This window comes from Enterobacter cloacae complex sp. P1B (genome assembly GCF_014982345.1).
In the GTDB taxonomy this organism is placed as follows: Bacteria; Pseudomonadota; Gammaproteobacteria; order Enterobacterales; family Enterobacteriaceae; genus Enterobacter; species Enterobacter bugandensis.
On the sequence record NZ_JADCLF010000023.1, the window covers coordinates 1 to 24,171 of the forward strand.

Sequence of the window (24,171 nt, forward strand, 5' to 3'; positions counted from 1 at the left end):
GAAATGAAGGAGGGTTACATAGCTTTCTTGAGTATCATGTTAAAAATTTTAAAAATTTCCAAATGCATGACTTTGATAAAAGAGAGAAAAGAAATGTTTTTTTAGAATCAATTATTAAAAATTGTAGTAGTCAGGAAATAATAGACTTGACGAAAAAAGTATTAACAACATGTCAAATTTCTGAAAATCTACTTGATGGCATCAAGGATGGATTACATAATTTAGAGATCATGAAAAAATCGGTACGGGAACAATGTTGGTCCGTAATTAGCCATGCTCTGGATGAGGGGTATTTTCTCCAGGATTTGATAGAGAAAAATATACAAAGCTTTGATTTCAAAGAATCAATGCTTACTACAAATGCTCGGAATATTAAAAATGATGAAGGAAAGTCGTTCTCTCCTGATTCAGCATTAGATAAAATAGTGAACTATTTGACTCTTACGTTAAAAATGTTTTCCTATGAGAATAAACTCTGCAAAGGGGACGTAATTGTCTTGCCGGAAAATATTGTAATGGTTGAAGAGGATATAAAAAAAGCAATCCCTGTTTTTTACTATGCTCTCATTTGGAATGAACTTCTCACATGTACAAAAAGCTGTATCTATTTTGATAATCAATTATTAACGATGGAGTCAAAGGATATTCCAGAAGATTACAAGAGAGAGGGGATTGAATCAGTTGTAGTTTTTGATAGAACAATTGATAGTCTTGAGAGGTATGATGTGATCTCCAATGAAAGACTTTCAAGAAAAATTAGCCAGAATTTTTGGGAAGGAGTCGCTAAGTATAATCTTGAGGGAAATTTACTTAAAGATATTACAGAGTGGCCTGGAAAAATTGACCATAGGATGGTAATCCTTGAAGAGTTACCTGCCTTGGTTTCTCTCTTTGATGTAATTTCGAGTAATGATGTTAATACTGTAGTTCTAGGGCTCACCATCCGTGAGTGGGTTAGGGGATATTCTGTTATTACTTATATTTCCAAAAATAAAAAGAAAAAAATGCATTATAGTCACAGTGCTCTTGTAGGCATTCTGCGTCTTGGAGGTTTGTCAGAGAGTAGTGCGAAAACATTTATTGATAAGCTTACATTCAGTATGAAAAGTCGAGATATATATGACTCGCCATTAATTAAAGTTGAGGATAATACATATGTATTATTCACTCCTGCTTATACATCCCCTTTAATTAGTAACATCATACTATCAAAATTCGCCTCTGAAGAAGCAGATCTTACGGCAAAAGGATATGGATTTGAAAAGGATATAATAAGTACGCTTGAAGATCATGGCTTAAATGTTAAAAAATTTAAATTTACTCGAGATAAAGAAGAATATGAATATGACGCTGTATTTTTATTAGATGATAAGTTATTTGTTCTAGAATGCAAGAATACTAATTTATCTTCTGGATCCGTTACTAGAGCCTATCAGAGGAAAAAATTTCTTTTTGAAACCACCTATCAAGTCAAGAGGCTCGTTAAAGGTCTTGAGATATATCCGGAAATATTCGAAGAATACTTTGGTTTTGATCTGCATAATTATGAAATAATCCCTGTTATTATGAATAATCTCCCCCATTCAATTCCAGGGAAAATTAATGGTGTTTATGTGACCGATTCATCTTCATTTAGTCGATTAATAAAGTCAAAGTATATAAATGCAACAATGATTTCACATGAGGAAAGGTTTAAGATGTCGGAGTCGAGAGCAATAATAAATCAATGGGAAGGGGAGGTCTTATCTGCAATGGATATAATTAGATCTTTTGAAGAACCTATACAAGTAAATGATTTCAAAAAACACGAGAAAGTTAATGTATACCCGCTTCAAGTTGACAGGGAAAGAGTATTTATTAATAAAATAATTGAAACTGATTATGATAGTATGGTAACTGAACAAAACACAATTTTGAAGTCATTACGTTAAGTTCAATATGAAAATATTATTTTATTGAATATGTATACCCAAAAAATATTTAAGCAAATTATTGTATTAAGTCTCTAAGAAATGAGTATCGTGTGGATTGTTTTCCACCGATACTCATTGCAAAATCACGCAATCCTGCACGCATCCGCTTCCCAGCGATACCCCACGCCGTACACCGCGCGAATAAATGACTGCTCGGCGTCCAGCGCCTCCAGCTTGCGGCGCAGGTTTTTGATGTGGCTGTCGATGGTGCGATCGGTCACCACGCGGTAATCGTCGTACAGGTGGTTCAACAGCTGTTCGCGGGAGAAGACTTTTCCCGGCTCGTGGGAGAGGGTTTTCAGCAGGCGGAACTCCGCAGGGGTGAGGTCCAGCAGCTTGCTGCGCCAGCTCGCCTGGAAGCGGCTCTCATCCACAATCAGCGGGCTTTCGGCGTCCAGCATCTGAAGCTCGCGCTTCGGCCTGCAGCGGCGCAGAATGGTTTTCACGCGGGCCACCACCTCACGCGGGCTGTAGGGCTTGCAGATGTAGTCGTCCGCGCCGATTTCGAGTCCCAGCAGGCGGTCAATCTCTTCGATTTTAGCGGTGACCATGACAATAGGCACGTCGGAGAAGCGACGAATTTCCCGGCACAGGGTCAGGCCATCAACGCTAGGCAGCATTAAATCCAGCAGGATAAGATCCGGCGGAGTCTGGCGCACGTACGGCAGCACCTGGTCGCCGTGGCTGATCAGTGACGGGGCATAGCTGGCCGCGCGTAAATAGTCGATCAGCAGCTGTCCCAGCTTGGGTTCGTCTTCGACGATCAAAATGCGCGGCGTGTTTTCGTCAATCGGTAACTCGGTCATACTTCTCTCGATAAATCCCGTTCCAGAGGTAACTCTACTGTAATGCTAACCCCGCCAAAAGGCGAATGGGCGGCGCGAATGGTGCCATTATGCGCCTCGACGATGTTAACGCAAATCGCCAGCCCCAGGCCGGAACCGCCGCTGGCGCGGTTGCGGGAGCCTTCGGTGCGGTAAAAGCGCTCGAACAATTTTTCCAGCTGTGCGTCCTGCACGCCGGGGGCGGAATCCGCGAAGGTGAGGGCGAAGCGCCCGTTGTCCTGCCTGCCGGAGATATGCAGCCCGCCACCGCTGTCGGTGTAGCGCAGGCTGTTCTCCAGCAGGTTGTTGAACAGCTGCATCAGCCGGTCTTTGTCGCCAAATACCACCGCGCTGTCCGGCAGGGAGAGGTCGATTTTCAGGTTGCGGCTGGCAAACCGTTCCCGGAAGGCGCCGCTGGCAACTTCGAGCACGTTAATGACATCGACGGGCGCCTTCTGGTAGGCCAGTGCGCCTTCGTCGGACATGGAGAGCTGGTGGAGATCGTCCACCAGCTTGGTGAGCGTGCCCACCTCCGCCTGCAGGGAGGCCACCGATTCGGGCGTAAACTGGCGCACGCCGTCCTGAATGGCTTCCAGCTCGCCGCGCAGCACCGCCAGTGGGGTGCGTAGCTCGTGGGAAATATCGGCCATAAAGTCGCGGCGCATCTGCTGGTTTTTCTCCAGCGTGCTGGCGAGCTGGTTAAAGTCCTGCGCCAGCTTGCCTAGTTCGTCCTGGCTGCGGGTGTCGACGCGGGTGGTGAAATCCCCGGCGGCCAGCTTGTGCGTGCCTTCCACCAGCCGTTTCACCGGCGCGAGCAGACCGCGCGCCAGCGGGAAGGTGGCGAGCGCAGCGAGCAGGGTGGAGAGAGCGACGATCAGCCAGCTGGTCCGGCGCTGCTGGCGGTCAAAGTTGATATCGGTGTTGCGCGTCAGGCGCTCCACCGGTGAGGCGATAACCCAGCCGACGGTCGCGTTATTCACCTTAATCGCCCGGCGGGTGCCGTCCGGCGGTATCGGCGCGCGCGGCCCAACCAGCGTGCGCATATCCTGGTCAATCACCCAGAACTGGGTGCGCCAGCCGTGCGGCGGCATGCCCGGGCCAGGCCGATCGTCGCCGGCATCGTGCTCCAGCGAGCGCAGGATCTGGAAAATAAAGCGGTCGTTATTGCGCAGAAAACGCCAGTTGCCGTGCTGGGCGTACTGTTCACTCAGCGCATCGCTTAAGCCCTGTAAACGCTGTTCATTGCCATGCTTGATGTAATCAATAAAACCGCGCTCAAAGCTGATCCGCACCGCCCAGTGCATGGTGATCAGCAGGACGATACAGGTGGCAAAAATCGCCACAAAAAGCTTGCCGGTAATACCCGGACGCCAGAATTTCATGAGCCACTCCTTTTGCCGCGCCTAATCACGACGTTCTTGCTGGTATCATCCGGCACTCTGGCGAAGATGAAAGCGGGCAGGGCGATAATGACCGCCATGCTGAGATAGGTATATAAAAAGACCTGATGCGCCACCGGCGTGTCGACGCTGAGGTGATGCTGGCCGTACATGCCGAGCAGTAAACCCGCGATGGTCACGCCGACGCTCATGGAGAGCTGCATGATCATCGACAGCAGGCTGTTGCCGCTGCTCGCCAGATCGTCCGGCAGGTCTTTCAGCGTCAGGGTATTCATTGATGAGAAGCGCATGGAGTTGATCATCCCCTGGCAGAACAGCACCAGCGGCAGGACGTAGTACCAGCCCATCAGCGCCACGGTCATAAACAGCAGGCTGACCAGCGACAGCCCCAGCGTGGCGGCCACCAGCACGTGACGGTAGCCAAAGCGGTTCACCACCTGCACCACGATGCGCTTCATCCCCATGCTGCCGAGCACCATCGGGATCATCATCAGGCCCGCGTGAAACGGCGAAAACCCCATGCCAATTTGCAGAAACACGGGCGTCATAAACGGCAGCATGCCGCTGCCGATACGTCCGGCGAAGCTGCCGAACAGGCCAAGGCGGTAGGTGGGATTTTTAAATAAGTTCAGGCTGAACAGCGCCTGGTCATTCCCGCGAGCATGCCACAGATACCACAGAATAGCGGTGATGCCGATAACCACCAGCACCCCGAGCGTCAGGGCGGAGATCCCCAGCCCCTTTTGCCCGTCGAGCGCCAGGGTGAGCGTAGCCATGCCCGCCGCCAGCAGAATAAAGCCGAAGAAATCAAATCGTCGGGTCTGCATTTTGTAGTTCGGCATCAGCGTCAGGGTGGCGATAGCGCCGATGATGCCCACCGGCAGATTGATCAAGAAGATCCAGTGCCAGGAGGCGTACTCCACCAGCATCCCGCCCAGCGCCGGGCCCAGCAGCGGCCCCACCTGGCCGGGCAGCGTGACGAAGGTCATCGCCGCCATGTACTGCTCGCGTGGCACAATCTTCATCACCGTTAACCGCCCGACGGGCACCATCATCGCCCCGCCGACGCCCTGCAGCACGCGCGCCGTCACCAGCTGGTCGAGGGTGTTGGCCTGGGCGCAAAACAGCGAGCCAGCGGTAAACAGCACGATGGCGGTAAAGAAGATATTCCGCACGCCCACTTTGTCCGCCAGCCAGCCGCTGGCAGGCAGCATCACGGCCACCGTCAGCACGTAGGCGACAATTACCATATGCATATGCAGCGGGCTCTCCCCCAGGCTTTTCGCCATGGAGGGGAGGGCGGTGTTGACGATGGTCGTATCCAGCGACTGCATAAAGAAGCCGAAGGCGACTATCCACAATTGCCAGCGAACGTTGCTGGGAAGCTCAGTCATTTACCCGTTTACCGTTTCTCTGTTTTTACGCGAAAAGCGCAGCCGCAGGCGGTCGAAGAACAGATAGACCACCGGCGTGGTGTACAGCGTCAGCAGCTGGCTCATCACCAGGCCGCCGACAATGGTGATCCCCAGCGGCTGGCGCAGCTCTGAGCCGTCGCCGCCCGAGATCACCAGCGGCAGCGCGCCAAACAGCGCCGCCAGGGTGGTCATCATGATCGGACGAAAACGCAGCAGGCAGGCCTGGAAAATGGCCTCTTCCGGCGAGAGGTTGCCGTTGCGCTGGGCGTCCAGCGCAAAGTCCACCATCATGATGGCGTTTTTCTTAACAATGCCGATTAAAAGCATAATCCCGATAAGCGCGATCAGGCTGAACGGCGCGCCAAACAGCTCCAGCGCCAGCAGCGCCCCCACGCCCGCCGACGGCAGCGTCGAGAGGATTGTCAGCGGATGAACGTAGCTCTCATACAGTACGCCCAGCACAATATAGACCGTGGCAATGGCCGCCAGGATCAAAATCACCTGCGAATTCATCGTCTCCTGGAACACCTGCGCGGTCCCGGCAAAGCTGCCGCGCACGGTGGACGGTACGCCGAGCTGCGTCATCGCGCGGTTGATCGCGTCGCTGGCCTCGGAAAGCGACGAACCGGCGGGCAGGTTAAAGGAGATGGTCGACGCCGCCGACAGCCCCTGATGGTTCACCGACAGCGGCGCGTTGGCTGGCCGCCAGCTGGCAAAGTACGAGAGCGGAATCGCCTTGCCGTCGCTGTTAATCAGAAACATTTTATCCAGCGCGCTAATGTCCTGGGTGTAGCGCGGGTCGACCTCCATCACCACCTTATACTGGTTCATCGGCTGATAGATGGTGGAGATCTCCCGCTGGCCGAAGGCGTTGTTCAGCAGGCTGTTGGCGGCTTCAACGTCAATGCCCAGCCGCGACATGGTTTCACGGTCGTAGGTGAGCGCCATCTCCGCGCCGTTGTCCTGCTGATCGGAGTTTACGTCCGCCAGCTCCGGCAGGGCGGCCAGCGCCTTACGGATCTTCGGCTCCCACTCGCGCAGGGCGGCTAAATCATCCGAGAGCAACGTGTACTGGTAGCTGGCGTTCGCCTGCCGCCCGCCGACGCGGATATCCTGAACGGCCATCAAAAACAGGTTTGCGCCCGGCTCTTTGGCGAGCTTCACCCGCAGGCGGTCAATCACCTGCTGCGCCGTTTCGTTGCGCTCGCCGCGCGGCTTAAGGGTAATGAACATCATCCCGCTGTTAACGCGCGAGCCGCCGGTAAAGCCAGTGACGTTGTCTACAGCCGGATCCTCACGAATGATCTTCATAAAGTCCTGCAGCTTGCCGCGCATCGCCTGGAATGAAATGCTCTGGTCCGCCTGAATGCCGCCCATCAGCACGCCGGTGTCCTGCTCCGGGAAGAAGGTTTTCGGGATGGTGATGTACATCCAGACGTTGAGCCCAATGGTGGCGATCAGCACCAGACCGACCAGCCGCGTGTGGTTCAGCACCCACTTCAGCGATTTGCCGTAGCCTTCCTGCATCGCCATCAGAAAACGACCAAAGCCTTTGCGGCGCGGCTGCGAGTGAGGCTTGCTGCGCTTGAGCATCCAGCCGCACATCATCGGCGTCAGCGTCAGGGAAATCACCAGCGAAATCCCGATGGCGACCGAGAGCGTGACGGCAAACTCCCGCAGCAGCCTGCCCGGCAGCCCGCCCATCAGCAGCAGTGGCAGGAATACCGCCACCAGCGACAGGCTCATGGAAAGTACCGTAAAGCCCACCTCGCGCGTGCCCTGCAGCGCGGCCTGCAGCGGTTTCACGCCCGCTTCAAGGTGGCGGGAAATGTTCTCCAGCACCACGATGGCGTCATCCACTACGAAGCCCGTCGCAATCGTCAGGGCCATCAGCGACAGGTTGTTAAGGCTAAAGCCACACAGGTACATTGCGGCAAAGGTCCCAATCAGCGACACCGGCACGGCCACCGCCGGGATCAGCGTCGCGCGGCCGGAGCGCAGGAACAGGAACACCACCAGGATCACCAGCGCGACGGAGATAATCAACGTTTGCTCCACCTCTTCAAGCGAAGCGCGGATGGTCGGGGAGCGATCCTGGGCAATCTGCAGATCGATTGCTGCCGGGATGGTCTCCTGCAGCTCCGGGAGGCGGGCGCGAATGCTGTTCACCGTCTCAATAATGTTCGCCTCCGGCAGCTTGCGGATCATCAGCAGGATGGCCGGTTTAGCGTTGGTCATCCCGGCGTTGCGCACGTCCTGCACCGAGTCGGTGACGCTGGCGACGTCGCTCAGGCGTACCGCCGCGCCGTTGTTGTAGTGAATAATCAGCGGCTGGTATTCCGCGGCGGTTTTTAGCTCGTCGTTGGTCTGTATCTGCCAGCGGTGGCTGCCGTCCTCAATCGCCCCCTGCGGTTTACGCACGTTGGCGCTGCTGATGGCGGAGCGAACGTCGTCCAGCGACACGCCCTGGTTGAACAGCGCCTGCGGGTTCAGGCCCACGCGCACGGCGGGCAGAGAACTGCCGCCAACGCTCACGTCACCCACGCCGTTGATTTGTGAGATCGTCTGCGCCAGCTGGGTCGACGCAAAGTCGTAGAGCTGCCCCTGAGAATAGGTGTCCGAAGTCAGCGTCAGGATCATGATTGGCGCGTCGGACGGATTGGCCTTGCGGTAGGTCGGACGGCTCGGCATCCCGCTCGGCAGAAGGCTTTGCGCGGCGTTGATGGCCGCCTGCACGTCACGGGCGGCACCGTTAATATCCCGGTCGAAGCTGAATTCCAGAATGATGCGTGTGCTGCCCAGCGAGCTGCTGGAGGTCATCTCGTTGACCCCCGCAATCCGCCCAAGAGAACGCTCCAGCGGCGTGGCAACGGACGAGGCCATGGTCTCCGGTGACGCACCTGGCAGCGAGGCGCTGACCATGATCACCGGGAAATCCACCTGCGGCAGGGGGGCTACTGGCAGCAGCCGGAAGCCCAGCACGCCGCACAGTGTAATGGCGACGGAGAGTAAAATCGTCGCCACCGGACGGTAAATGAAGAGGGCGAAAAACTTCACTTACGCCTCCTCTTCACGTTTCGGGAAACGGCTTTTGGTCCACAGCGCCAGGCGGTCAAACAGCAGATAGATCACCGGCGTGGTGAAGAGCGTCAGCACCTGACTCACCAGCAGGCCCCCGACCATACCGATACCCAGCGGGCGGCGCAGCTCCGCGCCGACGCCGGTGCTGAGCATCAGCGGCAGCGCCCCCAACAGGGCGGCCAGCGTGGTCATCAGGATCGGGCGGAAACGCAGCAGGCAGGCCTGGAAGATGGCATCGCGCGGCGACATGCCCTGCTCGCGCTCGGCGGCCAGCGCAAAGTCGATCATCATGATGGCGTTTTTCTTCACGATCCCGATAAGCAGGATGATGCCGATGATGGCAATAACGTCCAGCTCGCTGCCCGCCAGCATCAATGCCAGCAGCGCCCCCACGCCCGCCGTTGGCAGGGTAGAGAGGATGGTGATCGGGTGGATAAAGCTTTCGTACAGCACGCCAAGCACGATGTACATCGCCACGACCGCCGCGACGATCAGCCAGACGGTGTTGCCCAGCGCGGCCTGGAACGCCAGCGTGCTGCCCTGGAACTGGGTCTGAATGTCGGACGGGAAGCTGAGCGCTTTTTCAGCAGCCTGGATGGTTTCCACCGCCTCGCCCAGCGAGTAACCGTCCGGCACGTTGAAGGAAATGGTGGTGGACGGGAACTGATCCAGGTGGTTAATCGACAGCGGGGTATAGCGCTCCTCCACCGTGGCGATGGCGCTCAGCGGCACAATGCCGCCGTCTTTGCTGGTCAGGCGCACCGAGTCCAGCGCGGCCAGGCCGGGGGTGTGCTCGGTGTTGTGCTCCAGCACCACGCGGTACTGGTTCGCCTGGGTGTAGATGGTGGAGATCAGGCGCTGACCGAAGGCGTTATACAGGGCGTTGTCCACGTCCGACATGGTGATGCCCAGACGGCTGGCGGTGTCGCGGTTAACGTTGACGTAGGCCGCCAGCCCCTTGTCCTGCCAGTCGCTGCTGACGTCGGCGAGCTGCGGCAGGGTGTTAAGTTTTTCAACCAGCTGCGGCACCCAGGTGCTGAGGGCGTCAAGCGACGTAGCCTGGAGCGTGAACTGATACTGCGTGCGGCTGACCTGGGTATCAATGGTCAAATCCTGAATCGGCTGCAGGTAAAGCTCAACGCCCGGCACGCGGGCCACGGCGCTTTGCAGGCGCTCGATGACGGCGTTCACGCGGTCGTCGCGCTCATCCAGCGGCTTGAGGTTGATCTGCAGACGCGCGCTGTTGAGCGACGGATTGGTGCCATCCACCCCCACGTAGGACGTCAGGCTCTCCACCGCCGGGTCTTTCATGATGATCTCAGACACCTGCTGCTGGCGCTGCGCCATGTTCGCGAAGGAGACCGACTGCGGAGCCTGAAGCGTGCCCTGAATAATGCCGTTATCCTGGATGGGGAAGAAACCTTTCGGAATAAAAATCCACAGCATTACGCTGAGCGCCAGCGTGCCAAGCGCCACGCCAAGCGTTGCCCACGGATGGTTCAGCACTTTCGCCAGCACGCGACCGTAGGCGGCAATAATTCGCTCGAACATCCGCTCGGAGGCGCGGGAGAAGCGGTTTTGCTTGCGCAGGGACTCGTGGCTTAGCATGCGGGCGCACATCATCGGCGTCAGGGTCAGCGACACCACGGCAGAGATCAAAATGGCGACCGCCAGCGTCACGGCAAACTCGCGGAACAGCCGCCCGACGATGTCGCCCATAAACAGTAGCGGGATCAGCACCGCAATCAGCGAGAAGGTCAGCGAGATAATGGTAAAGCCGATTTCCCCTGCGCCCTTCAGCGCGGCGGCCAGCGGCTTTTCACCTTTCTCGATATAGCGCGAGATGTTCTCGATAACGACGATGGCGTCATCCACCACGAACCCGGTGGCGATGGTCAGCGCCATCAGCGTCAGGTTGTTAATCGAAAAGTCGAGGAACACCATCACCGCAAAGGTCCCGACCAGCGATAGCGGCACAGCGACGGCGGGGATAATGGTTGCCGGAACGTTGCGCAGGAACAGGTAAATGATCATTACCACCAGCGCAATCGCCAGCATCAGCTCGAACTGGGTATCGGTGACCGACGCGCGAATGTTGGTGGTGCGGTCGGAAAGGACTTTTACGCTGACCGATTTCGGCAGGCTTTCAATCAGCTGTGGCAGCATGGTGCGGATGCTGTCGGCGGTTTCGATGATGTTGGCGCCCGGCTGGCGCTGCACGTTCATCACGATCGCCTGCTGCTTGTTCGCCCACGCGCCGAGCCAGCTGTTTTCCGCGCCTTGTTCCACGGTGGCGACGTCGCCCAGGCGGATCGGCGCGCCGTTCTGGTAGGCCACAATCAGCTGACGGTATTCGTCGGCGGACTGCATCTGGTCGTTTGCCGAGAGGGTGACCGCACGGGTCGGGCCGTCCAGCGAGCCTTTCGCCGAGTTGACGTTGGCACTGCTGATGGCGGTGCGGATGGTTTCGCTGGTCAGCCCCAGCGCGGCAATCGCCTGTGCGTTAAGCTTGACGCGCACGGCCGGGCGCTGGCCGCCAGCCAGCGTGACGAGGCCGACGCCGGAGACCTGAGAAATCTTCTGCGCCACGCGGGTTTCGACCATGTCTTCGACCTGGGTCATCGGCATGGCGGAGGAGGTGACGGCCAGCGTCATGATCGGCGGATCCGCCGGGTTCACCTTGCTGTAGACCGGCGGGTTAGGCAGGTCCGACGGCAGCAGGTTGGTGGCGGCGTTGATGGCGGCCTGCACTTCCTGCTCGGCGACGTCCAGCGACAGCGTTAGCTGGAACTGCAGCGTCACGACGGATGCCCCGCCGGAACTCTGGGAGGACATCTGTTTTAACCCGGACATCTGGCCAAACTGGCGCTCCAGCGGGGCGGTAATGGCGGACGTCACCACGTCCGGGCTGGCGCCAGGATAGAGAGTGACAACCTGAATCGTTGGGTAATCCACCTCCGGCAGCGCCGACACGGGCAGAAAGCGGTAGCCAATGATCCCGGCCAGCAGGATCGCCACCATCAACAGCGTGGTGGCGACAGGGCGGAGGATAAACAGGCGTGACGGCCCACCTGTAGAGCTCGGGGGCATAACCTGCATCAGGAGGTCGCTCCCTGTTTCGCAGGTTCAACCACCTCAACTTTCGCGCCTTCGGTGAGACGGTCGATGCCGTCGGTGACCACGCGGTCGCCGGCGGAGAGCCCGGCGCTGATGACCACCGTCTGGCTGTCCTGAATCCCGGTTTTCACCAGATGCTTGCTCACTTTATTGTCGCTGTTCAGCACCCAGACAAAGCTTCCTTCGTTACCCATCTGCAGCGCTGCGGTGGGGATCACTACCGCGTTCTCTTCGGTAGCGACCAGCATTCGCGCGTTGACGAACTGGTTCGGGAAGAGAGCATCGTCCTGGTTGTTAAAGCGCGCCTTCAGCTTGATGGTGCCGGTGGTGGTATCGATCTGGTTGTCCAGACTAAGCAGGGAACCCTCGCTCAGCTTCTGCTTGTTGGTGCGGTCCCAGGCTTCCACCACCAGGCCTTTACCGGCTTTTTGCGCCTGCATGACGGTTGCGATATCGCTTTCCGGCAGGGTAAAGACTAAATCAATCGGGTGGGTCTGGGTGATCACCACGATGCCCGTGGTGTCGCCGCTGGAGATCTGGTTACCGATATCGACCTGCTTCAGGCCCACGCGTCCGTCAATCGGCGCGGTGATGCGGCTCCAGTCCAGCTGCAGCTGCGCGCTGGCGACGGCGGCCTCGTCGGCTTTGATGGTGCCCTGCGTTTCGCTGACCAGCGACTGCTGGGTGTCCAGCTCCTGACGAGAAACAAGGTTGGTTTTCACCAGCTGCTGGTAGCGCGCCAGATCGCGACGGGCGTTGGCGAGGGTGGCTTTGTCTTTCGCGAGCTGCCCCTGCGCCTGAGCAAGGGCGACTTTAAACTGGCTCGGGTCGATTTCCGCCAGCAGATCGCCCGCTTTGACCTGCTGACCTTCCTGGAAGTGGATTGCGATGAGCTGACCGTCAACGCGGCTACGCACCGTGGCGGTGTTGGCGGCGGTAATGGTTCCGAGTCCTGTCAGATAACGCGGAACGGCTTTGCTCACCGCCGTTGCCGCCTGAACCGGTGCCAGCGCGCCGCCGCGCATGCCGTGACGGCCGCCGCCAGCCGGGCGCTGGGCCTGACTGCTGGCGCCAGCGGGAGCGGCGGAGTTTGCAGATTGACTGTGCCAGTACCAGGCGGCGGCAAGGACCACCACAATGATGCCAGCGGCGATTGCCCAGCGGGATTTGTTACTGCCTTTCATCGTTATACGTTCTCATCCTGAATACTTCGGGGAATGATACTAGTTTAGTCAGCTAACACAGCGGAAAAATGGAGGAAATATGGAAGACTGTCAGGAATGGTCTGAGTGTGGCGATCGTTTTAGCCGGGTAAGGCGAAGCCGCCACCCGGCACAACCGCATTAGCTAAACATCACCTGCGCCCAGCGCGCCAGCCCTGCGGTAACGGAGCCAAAGTCATCCCCACCGGCAATCGGAATGCCCGGTAGCTGTTCCGCCAGCGCTTTCTTGATCAGCGGTGAACGGGCGCTACCGCCGGTCAGGTAGATCACATCCGGCTTCTCTTTGCCGTTCTCCAGCGCCAGCTGGACCTGCTCCAGAATGCGCTGCAGCGGCTGAGCAAGCGCCGTTTCCAGCCCCTCCTGTGAAATCGCCGTTGCCAGATCCTCGCTGATAAACGGCAAGGAGACCGCATGTTCAGGACGGTCGGAAAGGGCGATTTTGCACTCCTCCGCAGTTCGCACCACGCGGTAGCTCAGGCGCTGACGCCACACTTTATAGAGCAGGGCGACCTTCTCGGCATCCTGCGCGTCGCGCACCAGATCGTTGAGGAAGCGCCCGTTCGCGGTGCTGTAAAAATCACTCTGCGCCGGAACGTCGTTGATGGCAATCGCGTTCCACCACGGCAGGATCGGCAGGGCGATCCCATTTTCCGTTTGCCCGCCCATGCCCAGCAGCGGCATCAGGCTCTTAAAGGCCAGGGCGATATCCAGATCGTTACCGCCTACGCGGCAGCCGCTGTGCCCGAGCAGGCTGTTTTCGCGGTCACGACGGTGATGCCACTGCGGTCCCATCAGCAGCAGCGAGCAGTCCGTTGTACCGCCCCCGATGTCGACGACCAGCACGCGCTTCTCTTCCGTCAGCGTGGCTTCAAAATCCAGCCCCGCCGCAACCGGCTCGTACTGAAACACCACGTCGCGGAATCCCGCCCGGTGCGCCGCACGCTCAAGTATCCCCTGCGCCTGCTGGTTGGCTTCGTCACCGCCCAGCCCCTGGAAGTTGATCGGGCGGCCAATCACCGCCTGGGTGATAGTATCCGGCACCTGCGACTGCGCCTGATTGCGGATATGCAGCATCATGGCGCACACCAGATCTTCAAACATCGCCACCTGCTGCGGCTTCAGGCCGCTCGCGCCGAGGAAGGACTTTGGCGATTTAACGAAGTAGACCTCTTCCGGGTCTTCAATGTAATGCCCGAGCGAGGAGAGGCCAAACTGCACGCTGGAAGGGGTAACGTCGATGTCTTCCTCGCGGTTAAAGCTGACCGCCCGACGCAGCAGCGCCTGGGTCTCCGCCGCGGTAGCCGGAACCTGATGGTGGCGGAACAGCCACTCGCTCACCGCTTCGCGCGTCGGCGCGCAGAGCATTGACGGCAGCAGCGTGCTCTCTTTTTCCATTTTCAGAAGCTGCGGTTGGCCGTTTTGCATGATCGCAACCGAGCAGTTTGCCGTACCGTAGTCAAATCCAATAAACACGATTAATCCCCATGCCGGTGAGAAGGGGCGAGACTTTAACGAAATGTCTGCATCGCGACAACAGGAATATGAAAGCAAGGCAAAACAAGGTCTTTCCGTTTATGCTGATAAAAATAAAAAAGGAGCAGCGATGTATACCCTGACGTGGCAACCCCCTTACGACTGGCAGTGGATGTTTGGCTTTCTCGGCGCGCGTGCGGTGACGGGCATTGAAACCGTCACGAGCGACTACTACGAGCGCAGCTTTGCCTGCGACGGCCATCAGGGGATATTTCGCGTGACACCGGATATCGCTACCCATACGCTGACCGTGACGCTCAGCCCGGGGTTGGTTCCGGTTGCGCAGACGTGTCTTGAACGCATCGCGCGCCTGTTCGATCTCGCCTGTAACCCGCAGCACATCGCGAATACGCTGGGGGATCTCGGCGCTGCCCGCCCCGGCTTGCGTCTGCCGGGGGCGATGGATGCGTACGAGCAGGGCGTACGGGCCATTCTCGGGCAGTTGGTCAGCGTGGCGATGGCGGCGAAACTGGCTTCCCGCGTTGTCGCCCTGTGCGGTGAGCCGGTGAAGGATGCACCGGGTTATGTCTGCTTTCCCTCCCCGCAAGCGCTGGCCGCTGCCGATCCGCTGGCGCTCAAGGCGCTCGGGATGCCGGTAAAACGCGCGGAGGCGCTGATTCATCTGGCGCAGTCGGTTGTTGACGGGACGTTTCCGTTGACGCCGCCCGAGGACGTTGAGGCGGGCATGAAGGCGCTACAGCAGCGGCCGGGCATCGGGCGCTGGACGGCAAATTACCTGGCCCTGAGAGGCTGGCAGGCGAAAGATGTGTTCCTGCCGGACGATTATCTGATTAAGCAACGCTTCGCCGGGATGACCCCCGCGCAGATCCGTCGTTACGCCGAGCGCTGGCAGCCGTGGCGCTCCTACGCGCTGCTGCACATCTGGTATACCGACGGCTGGACGCCGTCAGTTGATGGCGAAATAACTGGTGTTGAGCAGTAGATCCAGCGGCTGCGGCTCGGCGATGGTGTCGCCATAGATAAAATCAATGCCGATGCCGGAAAGCGTATCCATCATGATGGGCTGGTTGCAGGGGCCCGCGATGGTTTTCATCCCCAGACGCTGGGCGTGGCCCTGAACGATGGTCACCATCATCTCATCCATCAGATTACCATACACGTTGCTCACCACCTCGGCGTCGAGCATCAGATAATCGGCCATGTTCGGGCTCAGGTGGCTGAAGACGTTCATGTCGCGCCCTATCTGGCTGAAGATCACCCGGCAGCCCGCCTGGCGAAGCTTTTGCAGCCCTCGCTGCAGGTTCTCATCCGGATTACACACCACGTCGCTCGCGATAACCAGATGCAGCAGACGGCCCGGCATGGGGCTGTTATCGAGCAGGTCGAGGAGTTCATCGACCAGCGTTACGCTGGCTAAACCGGCGGCAGAAAGCGGCAGTGCTACCCCCATCCCTTTACGGGCGACCTGTGCGGCAGAGGTGCGGAAAAACTCACCAAAGATACGTCTGTCGAGGGCGTGCAGCAGTTCGGGCTCCGCCAGACCAGAACGGAAGGCGTGCTCCTCCTGGACTTCACCCTGGCTGGTCCACAGGCGTAGTGAAATCAGCCAGAAGTTACAGCTTTCCGGTATGCGCGGTGAGGCGACGCTGCGGGCTATCATCATCAGATGATTGTCTTTGATCATATGCCACTGTTCGTCCAGCGACATCATGCTGCGCGCGCTCCGATCCCGCTCCTGCTGCGGTTCGTACACCGTCACGATGCCGCGGCCGCTGTTTTTCGAGGCATAACAGGCAATATCCGCCTGCGACATCACTTCTGACGCCTGGTTATTATGCTCATCAATCAGCGTGATCCCTGCGCTGGCGCCAATCCGGTGCAGGCGACCTTCCCACATAAAGTGATAGTCATTGATGGTATGGATCAAACGACCGGTGATATAGCGCGCGCTCTCAATATTGCAGTCCGGCAGCAGCAGCCCAAACTCGTCGCCGCCCAGGCGCGCCAGCACGTCGCTGGAGCGAAGCATGGTTAACATCATGGAAGAGAGTTCCCGCAGCAGGGCATCTCCCGCCGCATGGCCTGCGCTATCATTGACGGCTTTGAAGCGGTCCAGATCGATAAAGACCAGCGCATGACGCTGACGCGTCTCGCGAACGGTTTGCAGAAGCCGTTTGAGATGGTTTTCGAAGCTGACCCGATTTGCCAGGTGGGTGAGGGCATCGTGCGACGCGCTGTAGCTTAGCTGACGCAGCATTTTGCGCGACTCGGTGACGTCCTGAATAACGATCACCGAGCCAATACTGTGCCCATCAAGGGTACTGAGTGGCGTAATGCTGTAGTGGATATCAAACGATCCGCCGGTGCGGCAGTTCAGCACTACATCCTGGTCGATATCGGAGCGTGACATATCGCCGCTGTGAATATTCTCCATCAGCGGGCCCCGTTCCCCAAAGGTGATGTGTAACACCTTCAGGATCGGCTGGCCGATGGCCTCGGTCTGCAGCCAGCCGCTCATCTTCTCGGCGACCGGGTTCATAAAGGTGACGTTCATGTCGATATCGGTACAGAGCACCGCTTCGCCGATGGAGTCGAGCGTGATGTGCAGACGCTCTTTTTCCTGAAACAGCGCTTCGTTAAGCTCCTTCACTTCGGTCATGTCCATATTGATGCCGAGCAAACGTTCGACTTCACCCTCTTTATTCAGCACCCGGTTTGCCAGGGAGCGTATATGGCGCACGCCTTCCTTCACGCGGATACGGAATTCAAGCTTAAACGGCAGACGAGAAACCAGTGAATCCCGCAGCACCTGCTCCGCATGGGCGCGATCCTCCGGCAATATTCTTTCGTGCCAGAGCTGCCAGGTGGGCTTGATGTGGGGCGGAATTTCATACAGCTCAAACATCCGCTTATCCCAGCTGATGATGTCTGGCTCCAGATCCCACTCCCAGATGCCGATGCCGCCCGCTTCGTTGGCCAGCGTAATGCGCTCCATCAGCCGTTTATTGACCCACTCGGTCTGCTTCAGATCGTTAATGTCTTCAATCTGGGCGATGAAATAGAGCGGCGAGCCATCGGCATGGCGCACGACGGAGACGGCCAGAAGCGCCCAGACGACCTCTCCGTTGCGCGTGTAATAGCGCTTTTCAAGGGTGTAGGTGTTGATCTCGCCGTTGACCAGCTGTTCCAGCTGTTCCAGGTCGGTATGCAAATCTTCCGGCCAGGTGAGCTGCTGGAAGGTGAGCGACTGTAGCTCGGTCTGGCTGTAACCGAGGAAATTGCACAGCGCCTTGTTGGCCTGAAGCCACTGGCCCTCCATGCTGACTAACGCCATACCGATGGCGGAATACTCCATTGCATTACGAAAGCGCTCTTCGCTCTCGGTGATGTGTTTGCGTTCGGCACGGAAGGCATACATCACCATGGTCATCACGTTAGCGGGGAGGAGGAGCATCAGGAACGGCAGCCACGGCGCGTTCATCATCGGCCCGGCATGTTGGGTGGTCAGCGCCGAAGGGTTATGGGCAATCATCAGTGAAACGACCATCACGGTAACCAGAAACACCATGAACGCTTCCATCCGCGGCAAGCGCACAGCGCTCCACATCAGCAGGACAATCACGCAGGTAAAGGGCCACGGCAGCCAGGTGATGGATGCCCAACTGAGGGCCAGCGTTACGGCCATGGTAACCAGGGTTTCCAGCAGCAATCTCGGATCACGGTGGCGGAGCAGGTAATGGGATTTAAACAGCAGCCCCAGCGGCACCAGCGCCAGCGCGCCAATGGATTCAGATAGCACCCAGACGATGAAATTACGCAGCGGCTCAGGGCCGGGGATCAGAAGCGTCATCAGAATACCGCCCACCAGCGGCGGCACCAGCGCGCTGCCTATTGCCAGGCGGATCCAGTCGTTTAAATTTTGCAGCGGGTTGTACCACGGAAGCAGCTTGCGCAGTAACACGGCACCGATGATGGCCTCAATAACGTTTATTGCGGTGTAGGTGGGGTTTATCGACGCCCAGGAGAACACCATCCACGAGGCCAGAATATTGCCAAATGAACAGGCCAGGGCTATCCCGGGCCACATTTTTCCTGCATGGCGGTAAAACGCCACCATCATAATGGCGGTAGGAAACCAGAGTGGCGCCAGCAGGGTACCGAAGCGGGTAAGCTCCAGCGAAAATAAGGTAAAGATAAAGGTGACCAGGCCCAGACAGACAAGTCGTAATAAAGGATGTGGGGTGGTAACCAAAACCCGCTGGTATTGTTTATTCATTACCGCTTTATCCAGAGACGCCATGCCGTCAGGAGAGAAGTGCGCACGAGTGAATTTGATAATTTGGTTTATGCTAGTACAAACAATTTACAATTCATATGGCGACTGCTCATAATTTGACATCATAGACTTATTAAATAGTTACTCGCTAAAAAATTCCTGTTAAACGCTGAAAAAACGGTCATTAAAATTTCTCTCAGGGAGCAATGCGCCACTTTTCAGCCTGTCTCGCAGAACCTGCGCATTCGACTGGTATCACGCCCGCGAAATCCCTATAATTGCCGCGTTTGACGCTCCGGCGTCGTCCTTCCTTAACATCCAGGTTATTCAGGTCGCTAAATTTATGACTGATAAGTCTCATCAGTGCGTCATTATAGGCATCGCCGGCGCATCGGCTTCAGGTAAAAGTCTAATTGCCAGTACGCTTTATCGCGAACTGCGTGAACAGGTAGGTGATGAGCATATCGGCGTCATTCCCGAAGACAGCTACTACAAAGATCAATCCCATCTGTCGATGGAAGAACGTGTAAAAACCAACTACGACCACCCGAATGCGATGGATCACAGTTTACTGTTCCAGCATTTAGAAGCGCTTAAGAGCGGCCAGGCGATCGAACTGCCCGTTTACAGTTACGTAGAACACACCCGTACCCAGGAAACGATCCGCATCGAGCCGAAGAAGGTCATTATCCTTGAAGGCATCCTGCTCCTGACCGATGCTCGCCTGCGTGAATCCATGAACTTCTCCATCTTTGTCGATACCCCGCTGGATATCTGCCTGATGCGCCGCATCAAGCGTGACGTTAACGAGCGCGGCCGTTCGATGGACTCCGTCATGGCGCAATACCAGAAAACGGTCCGTCCGATGTTCCTGCAGTTTATTGAACCATCCAAACAATACGCCGATATCATCGTGCCTCGCGGGGGCAAAAACCGCATTGCTATTGATATCTTAAAAGCGAAAATCAGCCAGTTTTTTGAATAAGCCGCGCGAATTGTGTACCGTTCAGAGATAACCTGGTTTTACCCTGAGCGTTCAACGGCTCAGGGTACGATGCATGAAAGGAGAAAGTACCATGCGTCTTTGCGATCGTGATATTGAAGCCTGGCTGGATGAAGGCCGCTTGTCTATTACCCCACGTCCCCCCGTGGAGCGTATCAATGGGGTGACCGTTGATGTACGGTTGGGGAATAAATTCCGCACCTTTAGCGGCCATACTGCGCCGTTCATCGACCTCAGCGGGCCGAAGGATGAAGTCAGCGCCGCGCTCGATCGCGTCATGAGTGATGAAATCATCATTGACGAAGGTGAAGCTTTTTATCTGCACCCGGGTGAACTGGCGCTGGCGGTGACGTATGAATCCGTGACCCTGCCTGCGGATCTCGTCGGCTGGCTTGATGGCCGTTCTTCTCTGGCCCGCCTGGGGTTGATGGTTCACGTGACCGCGCACCGTATCGACCCAGGCTGGTCCGGCCGTATCGTGCTGGAGTTCTTCAACGCCGGTAAACTGCCGCTGGCGCTGCGCCCCGGAATGATGATCGGTGCGTTAAGCTTTGAACCGCTGACAGGCCCGGCAGACAGGCCTTATAACCGCCGCCAGGACGCAAAATACCGCGACCAGCAGGGTGCGGTTGCCAGCCGTATTGATAAAGACTGATCGTTAAGTCCATTGAGGATGCCATGAGAAGAGTTCTGACAACGCTGATGATTTTGCTGGTAGTGCTGGTTGCTGGCCTTTCGGCGTTGGTTCTGCTGGTTAACCCGAATGATTTCCGCGCTTACATGGTGCGGCAGGTCGAGGCACGCAGTGGTTACCAACTGAAGCTTGACGGGCCGCTGCGCTGGCACGTCTGGCCGCAGCTCAGCATTCTCTCTGGCCGCATGTCGTTAACCGCGCCGGGCGCGGCACAGCCGCTGGTCTCTGCGGACAACATGCGTCTCGATGTGGCGCTGATCCCGCTCCTCTCCCATCAGCTGCAGGTTAATCAGGTGATGCTGAAGGGCGCGGTCATTCAGCTTACCCCGCAGACCGAAGCCGTGCGCGACGCGAATGCGCCGGTTGCGCCGCGCGAGAATACCTTACCGGATGAACCGTCCGATACGGGCTGGTCCTTTGATATAGGCAAACTGAAAGTGGCCGATAGCGTGCTGGTGTTCCAGCATGAGGATCAGGAGCAGGTCACCGTTCGTAACATCAGCCTGCAGATGGAACAGGATGAACACCATCTTGCGTCGCTGGAATTTAGCGGACGGATAAACCGCGACCAGCGCGATCTGTCCCTCTCGTTGAATGCAAACGTGAATGCGTCGGACTACCCGCATCAGCTGACGGCCGACATCCAGCAGCTTAGCTGGCAGCTGACGGGGGCGGATCTCCCGACCCAGGGGATCGCCGGGCAGGGGACGCTGCAGGCAGTATGGCGCGAAGAGCAAAAACAGCTGGCGCTGGATAACCTTAACCTGCAGGCCAACGACAGCAGCCTGAAAGGGCAGGCGAGCGTCACGCTCGACGATAAGCCGAAGTGGGTGCTGAACCTGCAGTTTGACAAGCTCAACCTGGAGAACATCCTGCCACCGGTGCCGGCAAGCGCAACGGACAGCGATGCCGTGCAGACGGGGCAAAGCCAGTCACCGGTGTCGCGTCCGGTTATCTCGTCCAACCTTGAACAGCCTGACTATAACGTGCTGCGCGGCTTCACGGCGGATATTCTGCTGAAAGCCAACAGCGTGCGCTGGCGCGGTATTGATTTTACCGACGTGAGCGGCCAAATGTTCAACCACAACGGGTTGCTGGTAATTTCAGAACTGAGCGGCAAAATGGGGGCGGGTCACCTGTCACTTCCGGGTACGCTGGACGTGCGTAAGGACGTTGCCAGCGCTGAATTCCAGCCGCGTCTCGACAACGTGGAGATTGGCAGCATCCTCAAAGCCTTTAACTATCCGATATCCCTGACGGGTCAGCTGACGCTGGCGGGCGATTTCTCAGGCACCAAAATTGATGCCAACGCCTTCCGCCGTGAGTGGCAGGGCGAGGCGCATGTTGACCTGAAAGATTCGCGAATGGAAGGGCTCAACTTCCAGCAGCTGGTTCAGCAGGCGGTGGAGCGCAGCAGCGATGTTAAAGCCCAGGAAAACTACGACAGCGCAACTCGCCTCGACAGCTTCACCACTGACCTGACGCTGGATAACGGGGTGCTGACGCTGGCCGGGATGCAGGGAACTTCATCTATGCTGTCGTTAACCGGAGAAGGCTCGCTGGATCTGGTCAAAGAGACGGCGGACACGCGCTTTAACGTCCGGGTGCTTTCCGGCTGGCAGGGCGAAAGCAAGCTGATTGACTTCCTCAAAGAGACGCCGGTTCCGCTTAGCGTATACGGCAAATGGCAGGCGCTGAACTACAGCCTTCAGGTAGATCAGATCCTGCGTAAGCATCTGCAGGATGAAGCGAAGCGCCGGCTCAACAGCTGGGCGGATCGTAATAAAGATTCCCAGAACGGCAAGGATGTGAAGAAGCTTCTGGATAAGCTTTGACGGCGGTGCGGCCTGATGCCCTCACCCGGACCCTCTCCCACGGGAGAGGGAGCAAACACTAAAACGGCAACGGGGTTGCCGTTTTGGTTTACCTAGACCTCAAAATCCAGCTCTTCCTCATCCCGCAGTGGAATAAGCTGCACTTTCTGCACGCGATGGTTTTCAATCTGCAGGGTTTTAAGCAGATAGTCGCCCACCTGAACCTCTTCTCCCGGCTGCGGGATGCGCTGCAAATACTCCATCAGCAGACCGGCAATGGTGTGGTATTCCCGTTTTTCATCCAGCGGTAGCGGCACGTACTGCACAAGGTCTTCCAGCGGCATGTGGCCGTTGGCCGTCCACGAGCCGTCAGCGTTTTTCTGAATGTCGTGGCGGGCATCAATCTCATCCACCTCGTTTGGCAGATTACCGGCGATGGTTTCCATTACGTCGCTGAGCGTGACCAGCCCTTCCACCGAACCAAATTCATCCACCACAAACGCGAAGTGGGTGCGCGCGTTGCGGAACTGCTCCAGCGCGGAGAGCAGCGGAAGCGCTTCCGGGAAGACCAGCGGCTGGCGTACCAGCGCGCGCAGGTTGAGCGGCTCGCCGTGCAGCTGCTGCTGGAGCAGGTCAATCACGTGTACCACCCCCAGCAGCTCCTCTTCCTCTTCACCGCCGGTGACCACCACCCGGGTGTGCTGGTTTTTATCCAGCAGGGCGCGGATCTGCTCTTCCGGTGCCGTGAGGTCAATATGCTCAATGTCATGCCGGGAGGTCATGATGCTGCTGACCGTGCGCTGATTCAGGTTGAGCACGCGCTCGATCATCAGCCGCTCCTGCGGGTTAAAGATTTGCCCGTCGCTGTGATCGGCCAGCAGGGCAGAGGATTCGGCGTCCAGCTCGGCATCTTCTTTCCTGCCGCTCAACAGGCGCATCACGGTGTCGGCCGTGCGCTGGCGCAGGGTCTGATTCGCGGAGAGAAACCGGCGGCGGTTAAATATCGCCAGCTGGTTGAGCGCTTCAATCATGACGGAGAAGCCAATGGCGGCGTACAGGTAGCCTTTCGGAATGTGGAAGCCGAAACCGTCGGCGACCAGGCTAAAGCCAATCATCAGCAGGAAGCTGAGGCAGAGGATCACGATTGTCGGGTGGCTGTTCACAAAGCGGGTCAGTGCTTTGCTCGCCATCACCATCAGCGTGATGGCGATAATTACCGCGGCCATCATGACGGCGAGATGGTCCACCATCCCGACGGCGGTAATCACCGAATCCAGGGAGAAGACCGCATCGAGCACCACAATTTGCGCCACCACCGGCCAGAATCTCGCCCCGCGTCGCTGGGTCGGGTTCTCGCTGTCCTTGCCTTCGAGCCGCTCGTTAAGCTCCACCGTGGCTTTGAACAGCAGGAACAGCCCGCCGAAGAGCATGATCAGGTCGCGCGCGCTAAAGCTCAGGCCGCGAACGGAGAACAGAGGCTGAGTGAGCGTGACCATCCAGGAGATAGAGGCCAGCAGCAGTAAACGCATCACCATCGCCAGCAGCAGACCCGTCACGCGCGCGCGGTCGCGCTGGGAAGGAGGCAGTTTTTCAGCGAGGATGGCGATAAACACCAGATTATCAATACCGAGCACTAATTCGATGACGACCAACGTCACCAGCCCGGCCCAGATTGATGGATCGGCAATCCATTCCATAGTAATAGCAATACCTTCTGTTATATGACGAATGTCACACTTCGATCATGGATAAAGCTGGGGGAAAATGCAATGTCGGGCTGAGATTTCTCTTAATACGATGCGTAAAAAAGAGAGCAGTCTCAGGTGAGTGTAAATAAGCAAAATACGTATATTTTAT

General features: G+C 57.2%; 14 protein-coding genes. 5 read left to right on the forward strand and 9 right to left on the reverse strand.

Features of this window, described 5'->3' with window-relative positions:
• Positions 1-1,931: hypothetical protein (locus tag INF77_RS22520; RefSeq protein WP_193543108.1), on the forward strand; the 1,931-nt coding region annotated here is incomplete at its 5' end.
• 125 nt (positions 1,932-2,056) lie between these two features.
• Here the strand turns inward: INF77_RS22520 and baeR are convergent.
• The 7 genes from baeR to yegD all read right to left on the reverse strand — a co-directional run bounded on the left by baeR (position 2,057) and on the right by yegD (position 14,506).
• Entirely contained in the window at positions 2,057-2,779 is a 723-nt protein-coding gene (gene baeR / locus INF77_RS22525) for a two-component system response regulator BaeR (RefSeq protein ID WP_193532833.1), read from the reverse strand.
• Positions 2,776-4,179, reverse strand: a complete 1,404-nt coding sequence (baeS, locus tag INF77_RS22530) for a two-component system sensor histidine kinase BaeS (RefSeq protein ID WP_028013813.1) — start codon at positions 4,177-4,179, stop codon at positions 2,776-2,778. Before baeS ends, baeR begins: the two co-directional genes overlap by 4 nt.
• Complete coding sequence (locus INF77_RS22535) at positions 4,176-5,591, reverse strand: MFS transporter (RefSeq protein WP_193532834.1); 1,416 nt, start codon at positions 5,589-5,591, stop codon at positions 4,176-4,178. Before INF77_RS22535 ends, baeS begins: the two co-directional genes overlap by 4 nt.
• Positions 5,592-8,669 carry a multidrug efflux RND transporter permease subunit MdtC gene (mdtC, locus tag INF77_RS22540; protein WP_193532835.1) on the reverse strand — a complete coding sequence of 1,026 codons (3,078 nt, stop codon included), beginning with the start codon at positions 8,667-8,669 and terminating at the stop codon, positions 5,592-5,594. It abuts the gene before it with no gap.
• Entirely contained in the window at positions 8,670-11,792 is a 3,123-nt protein-coding gene (locus INF77_RS22545; protein WP_193532836.1) for an MdtB/MuxB family multidrug efflux RND transporter permease subunit, read from the reverse strand. It abuts the gene before it with no gap.
• Positions 11,792-12,994: an MdtA/MuxA family multidrug efflux RND transporter periplasmic adaptor subunit gene (locus INF77_RS22550; RefSeq protein ID WP_041909096.1), complete on the reverse strand. Its 1,203-nt coding sequence runs from the start codon at positions 12,992-12,994 to the stop codon at positions 11,792-11,794. Before INF77_RS22550 ends, INF77_RS22545 begins: the two co-directional genes overlap by 1 nt.
• Positions 12,995-13,153: 159 nt before the next feature.
• On the reverse strand, positions 13,154-14,506 hold the full coding sequence (yegD, locus tag INF77_RS22555; RefSeq protein WP_193532837.1) for a molecular chaperone: 1,353 nt from the start codon (positions 14,504-14,506) through the stop codon (positions 13,154-13,156).
• Positions 14,507-14,636: 130 nt separating this feature from the next.
• On the opposite strand from yegD, the gene alkA reads away from it, so the two are divergent.
• Positions 14,637-15,509: a DNA-3-methyladenine glycosylase 2 gene (gene alkA, locus INF77_RS22560; protein WP_193532838.1), complete on the forward strand. Its 873-nt coding sequence runs from the start codon at positions 14,637-14,639 to the stop codon at positions 15,507-15,509.
• Here alkA and INF77_RS22565 read toward each other — a convergent pair.
• Positions 15,474-18,803, reverse strand: coding sequence for a diguanylate cyclase (locus tag INF77_RS22565; RefSeq protein WP_193532839.1), 3,330 nt, complete (start codon positions 18,801-18,803; stop codon positions 15,474-15,476). The two genes, alkA and INF77_RS22565, sit on opposite strands and share 36 nt — an antisense overlap.
• Before the next feature lie 343 nt (positions 18,804-19,146).
• Here INF77_RS22565 and udk point away from each other — a divergent pair, with 343 nt between their 5' ends.
• The 3 genes from udk (at position 19,147) to asmA (ending at position 22,335) form a co-directional block, all read left to right on the forward strand.
• A complete protein-coding gene (udk, locus tag INF77_RS22570; protein ID WP_008500855.1) occupies positions 19,147-19,788 on the forward strand; it encodes a uridine kinase in 642 nt (213 codons plus the stop codon).
• A gap of 91 nt (positions 19,789-19,879) precedes the next feature.
• The gene (gene dcd / locus INF77_RS22575; protein WP_028013805.1) at positions 19,880-20,461 is read left to right on the forward strand and encodes a dCTP deaminase; all 582 of its coding nucleotides are present in this window, start codon (positions 19,880-19,882) and stop codon (positions 20,459-20,461) included.
• Positions 20,462-20,484: 23 nt separating this feature from the next.
• Positions 20,485-22,335 (forward strand): outer membrane assembly protein AsmA, encoded by a 1,851-nt coding sequence (asmA, locus tag INF77_RS22580; RefSeq protein ID WP_192979276.1) that lies wholly within the window; start codon positions 20,485-20,487, stop codon positions 22,333-22,335.
• Between the two features lie 92 nt (positions 22,336-22,427).
• On the opposite strand, the gene INF77_RS22585 is transcribed toward asmA, so the two are convergent.
• The gene (locus tag INF77_RS22585) at positions 22,428-24,011 is read right to left on the reverse strand and encodes a TerC family protein (protein ID WP_047363153.1); all 1,584 of its coding nucleotides are present in this window, start codon (positions 24,009-24,011) and stop codon (positions 22,428-22,430) included.
• Positions 24,012-24,171 lie beyond the last annotated feature (160 nt).

Coding starts and splice junctions, on each gene's coding strand:
- baeR (WP_193532833.1), bottom strand. CDS start 2,779: ATGACCGAGTTACCGATTGACGAAAACACGCCGCGCATTTTGATCGTC.
- baeS (WP_028013813.1), bottom strand. CDS start 4,179: ATGAAATTCTGGCGTCCGGGTATTACCGGCAAGCTTTTTGTGGCGATT.
- INF77_RS22535 (WP_193532834.1), bottom strand. CDS start 5,591: ATGACTGAGCTTCCCAGCAACGTTCGCTGGCAATTGTGGATAGTCGCC.
- INF77_RS22545 (WP_193532836.1), bottom strand. CDS start 11,792: ATGCAGGTTATGCCCCCGAGCTCTACAGGTGGGCCGTCACGCCTGTTT.
- INF77_RS22550 (WP_041909096.1), bottom strand. CDS start 12,994: ATGAAAGGCAGTAACAAATCCCGCTGGGCAATCGCCGCTGGCATCATT.
- alkA (WP_193532838.1), top strand. CDS start 14,637: ATGTATACCCTGACGTGGCAACCCCCTTACGACTGGCAGTGGATGTTT.
- INF77_RS22565 (WP_193532839.1), bottom strand. CDS start 18,803: ATGAATAAACAATACCAGCGGGTTTTGGTTACCACCCCACATCCTTTA.
- udk (WP_008500855.1), top strand. CDS start 19,147: ATGACTGATAAGTCTCATCAGTGCGTCATTATAGGCATCGCCGGCGCA.
- dcd (WP_028013805.1), top strand. CDS start 19,880: ATGCGTCTTTGCGATCGTGATATTGAAGCCTGGCTGGATGAAGGCCGC.
- asmA (WP_192979276.1), top strand. CDS start 20,485: ATGAGAAGAGTTCTGACAACGCTGATGATTTTGCTGGTAGTGCTGGTT.
- INF77_RS22585 (WP_047363153.1), bottom strand. CDS start 24,011: ATGGAATGGATTGCCGATCCATCAATCTGGGCCGGGCTGGTGACGTTG.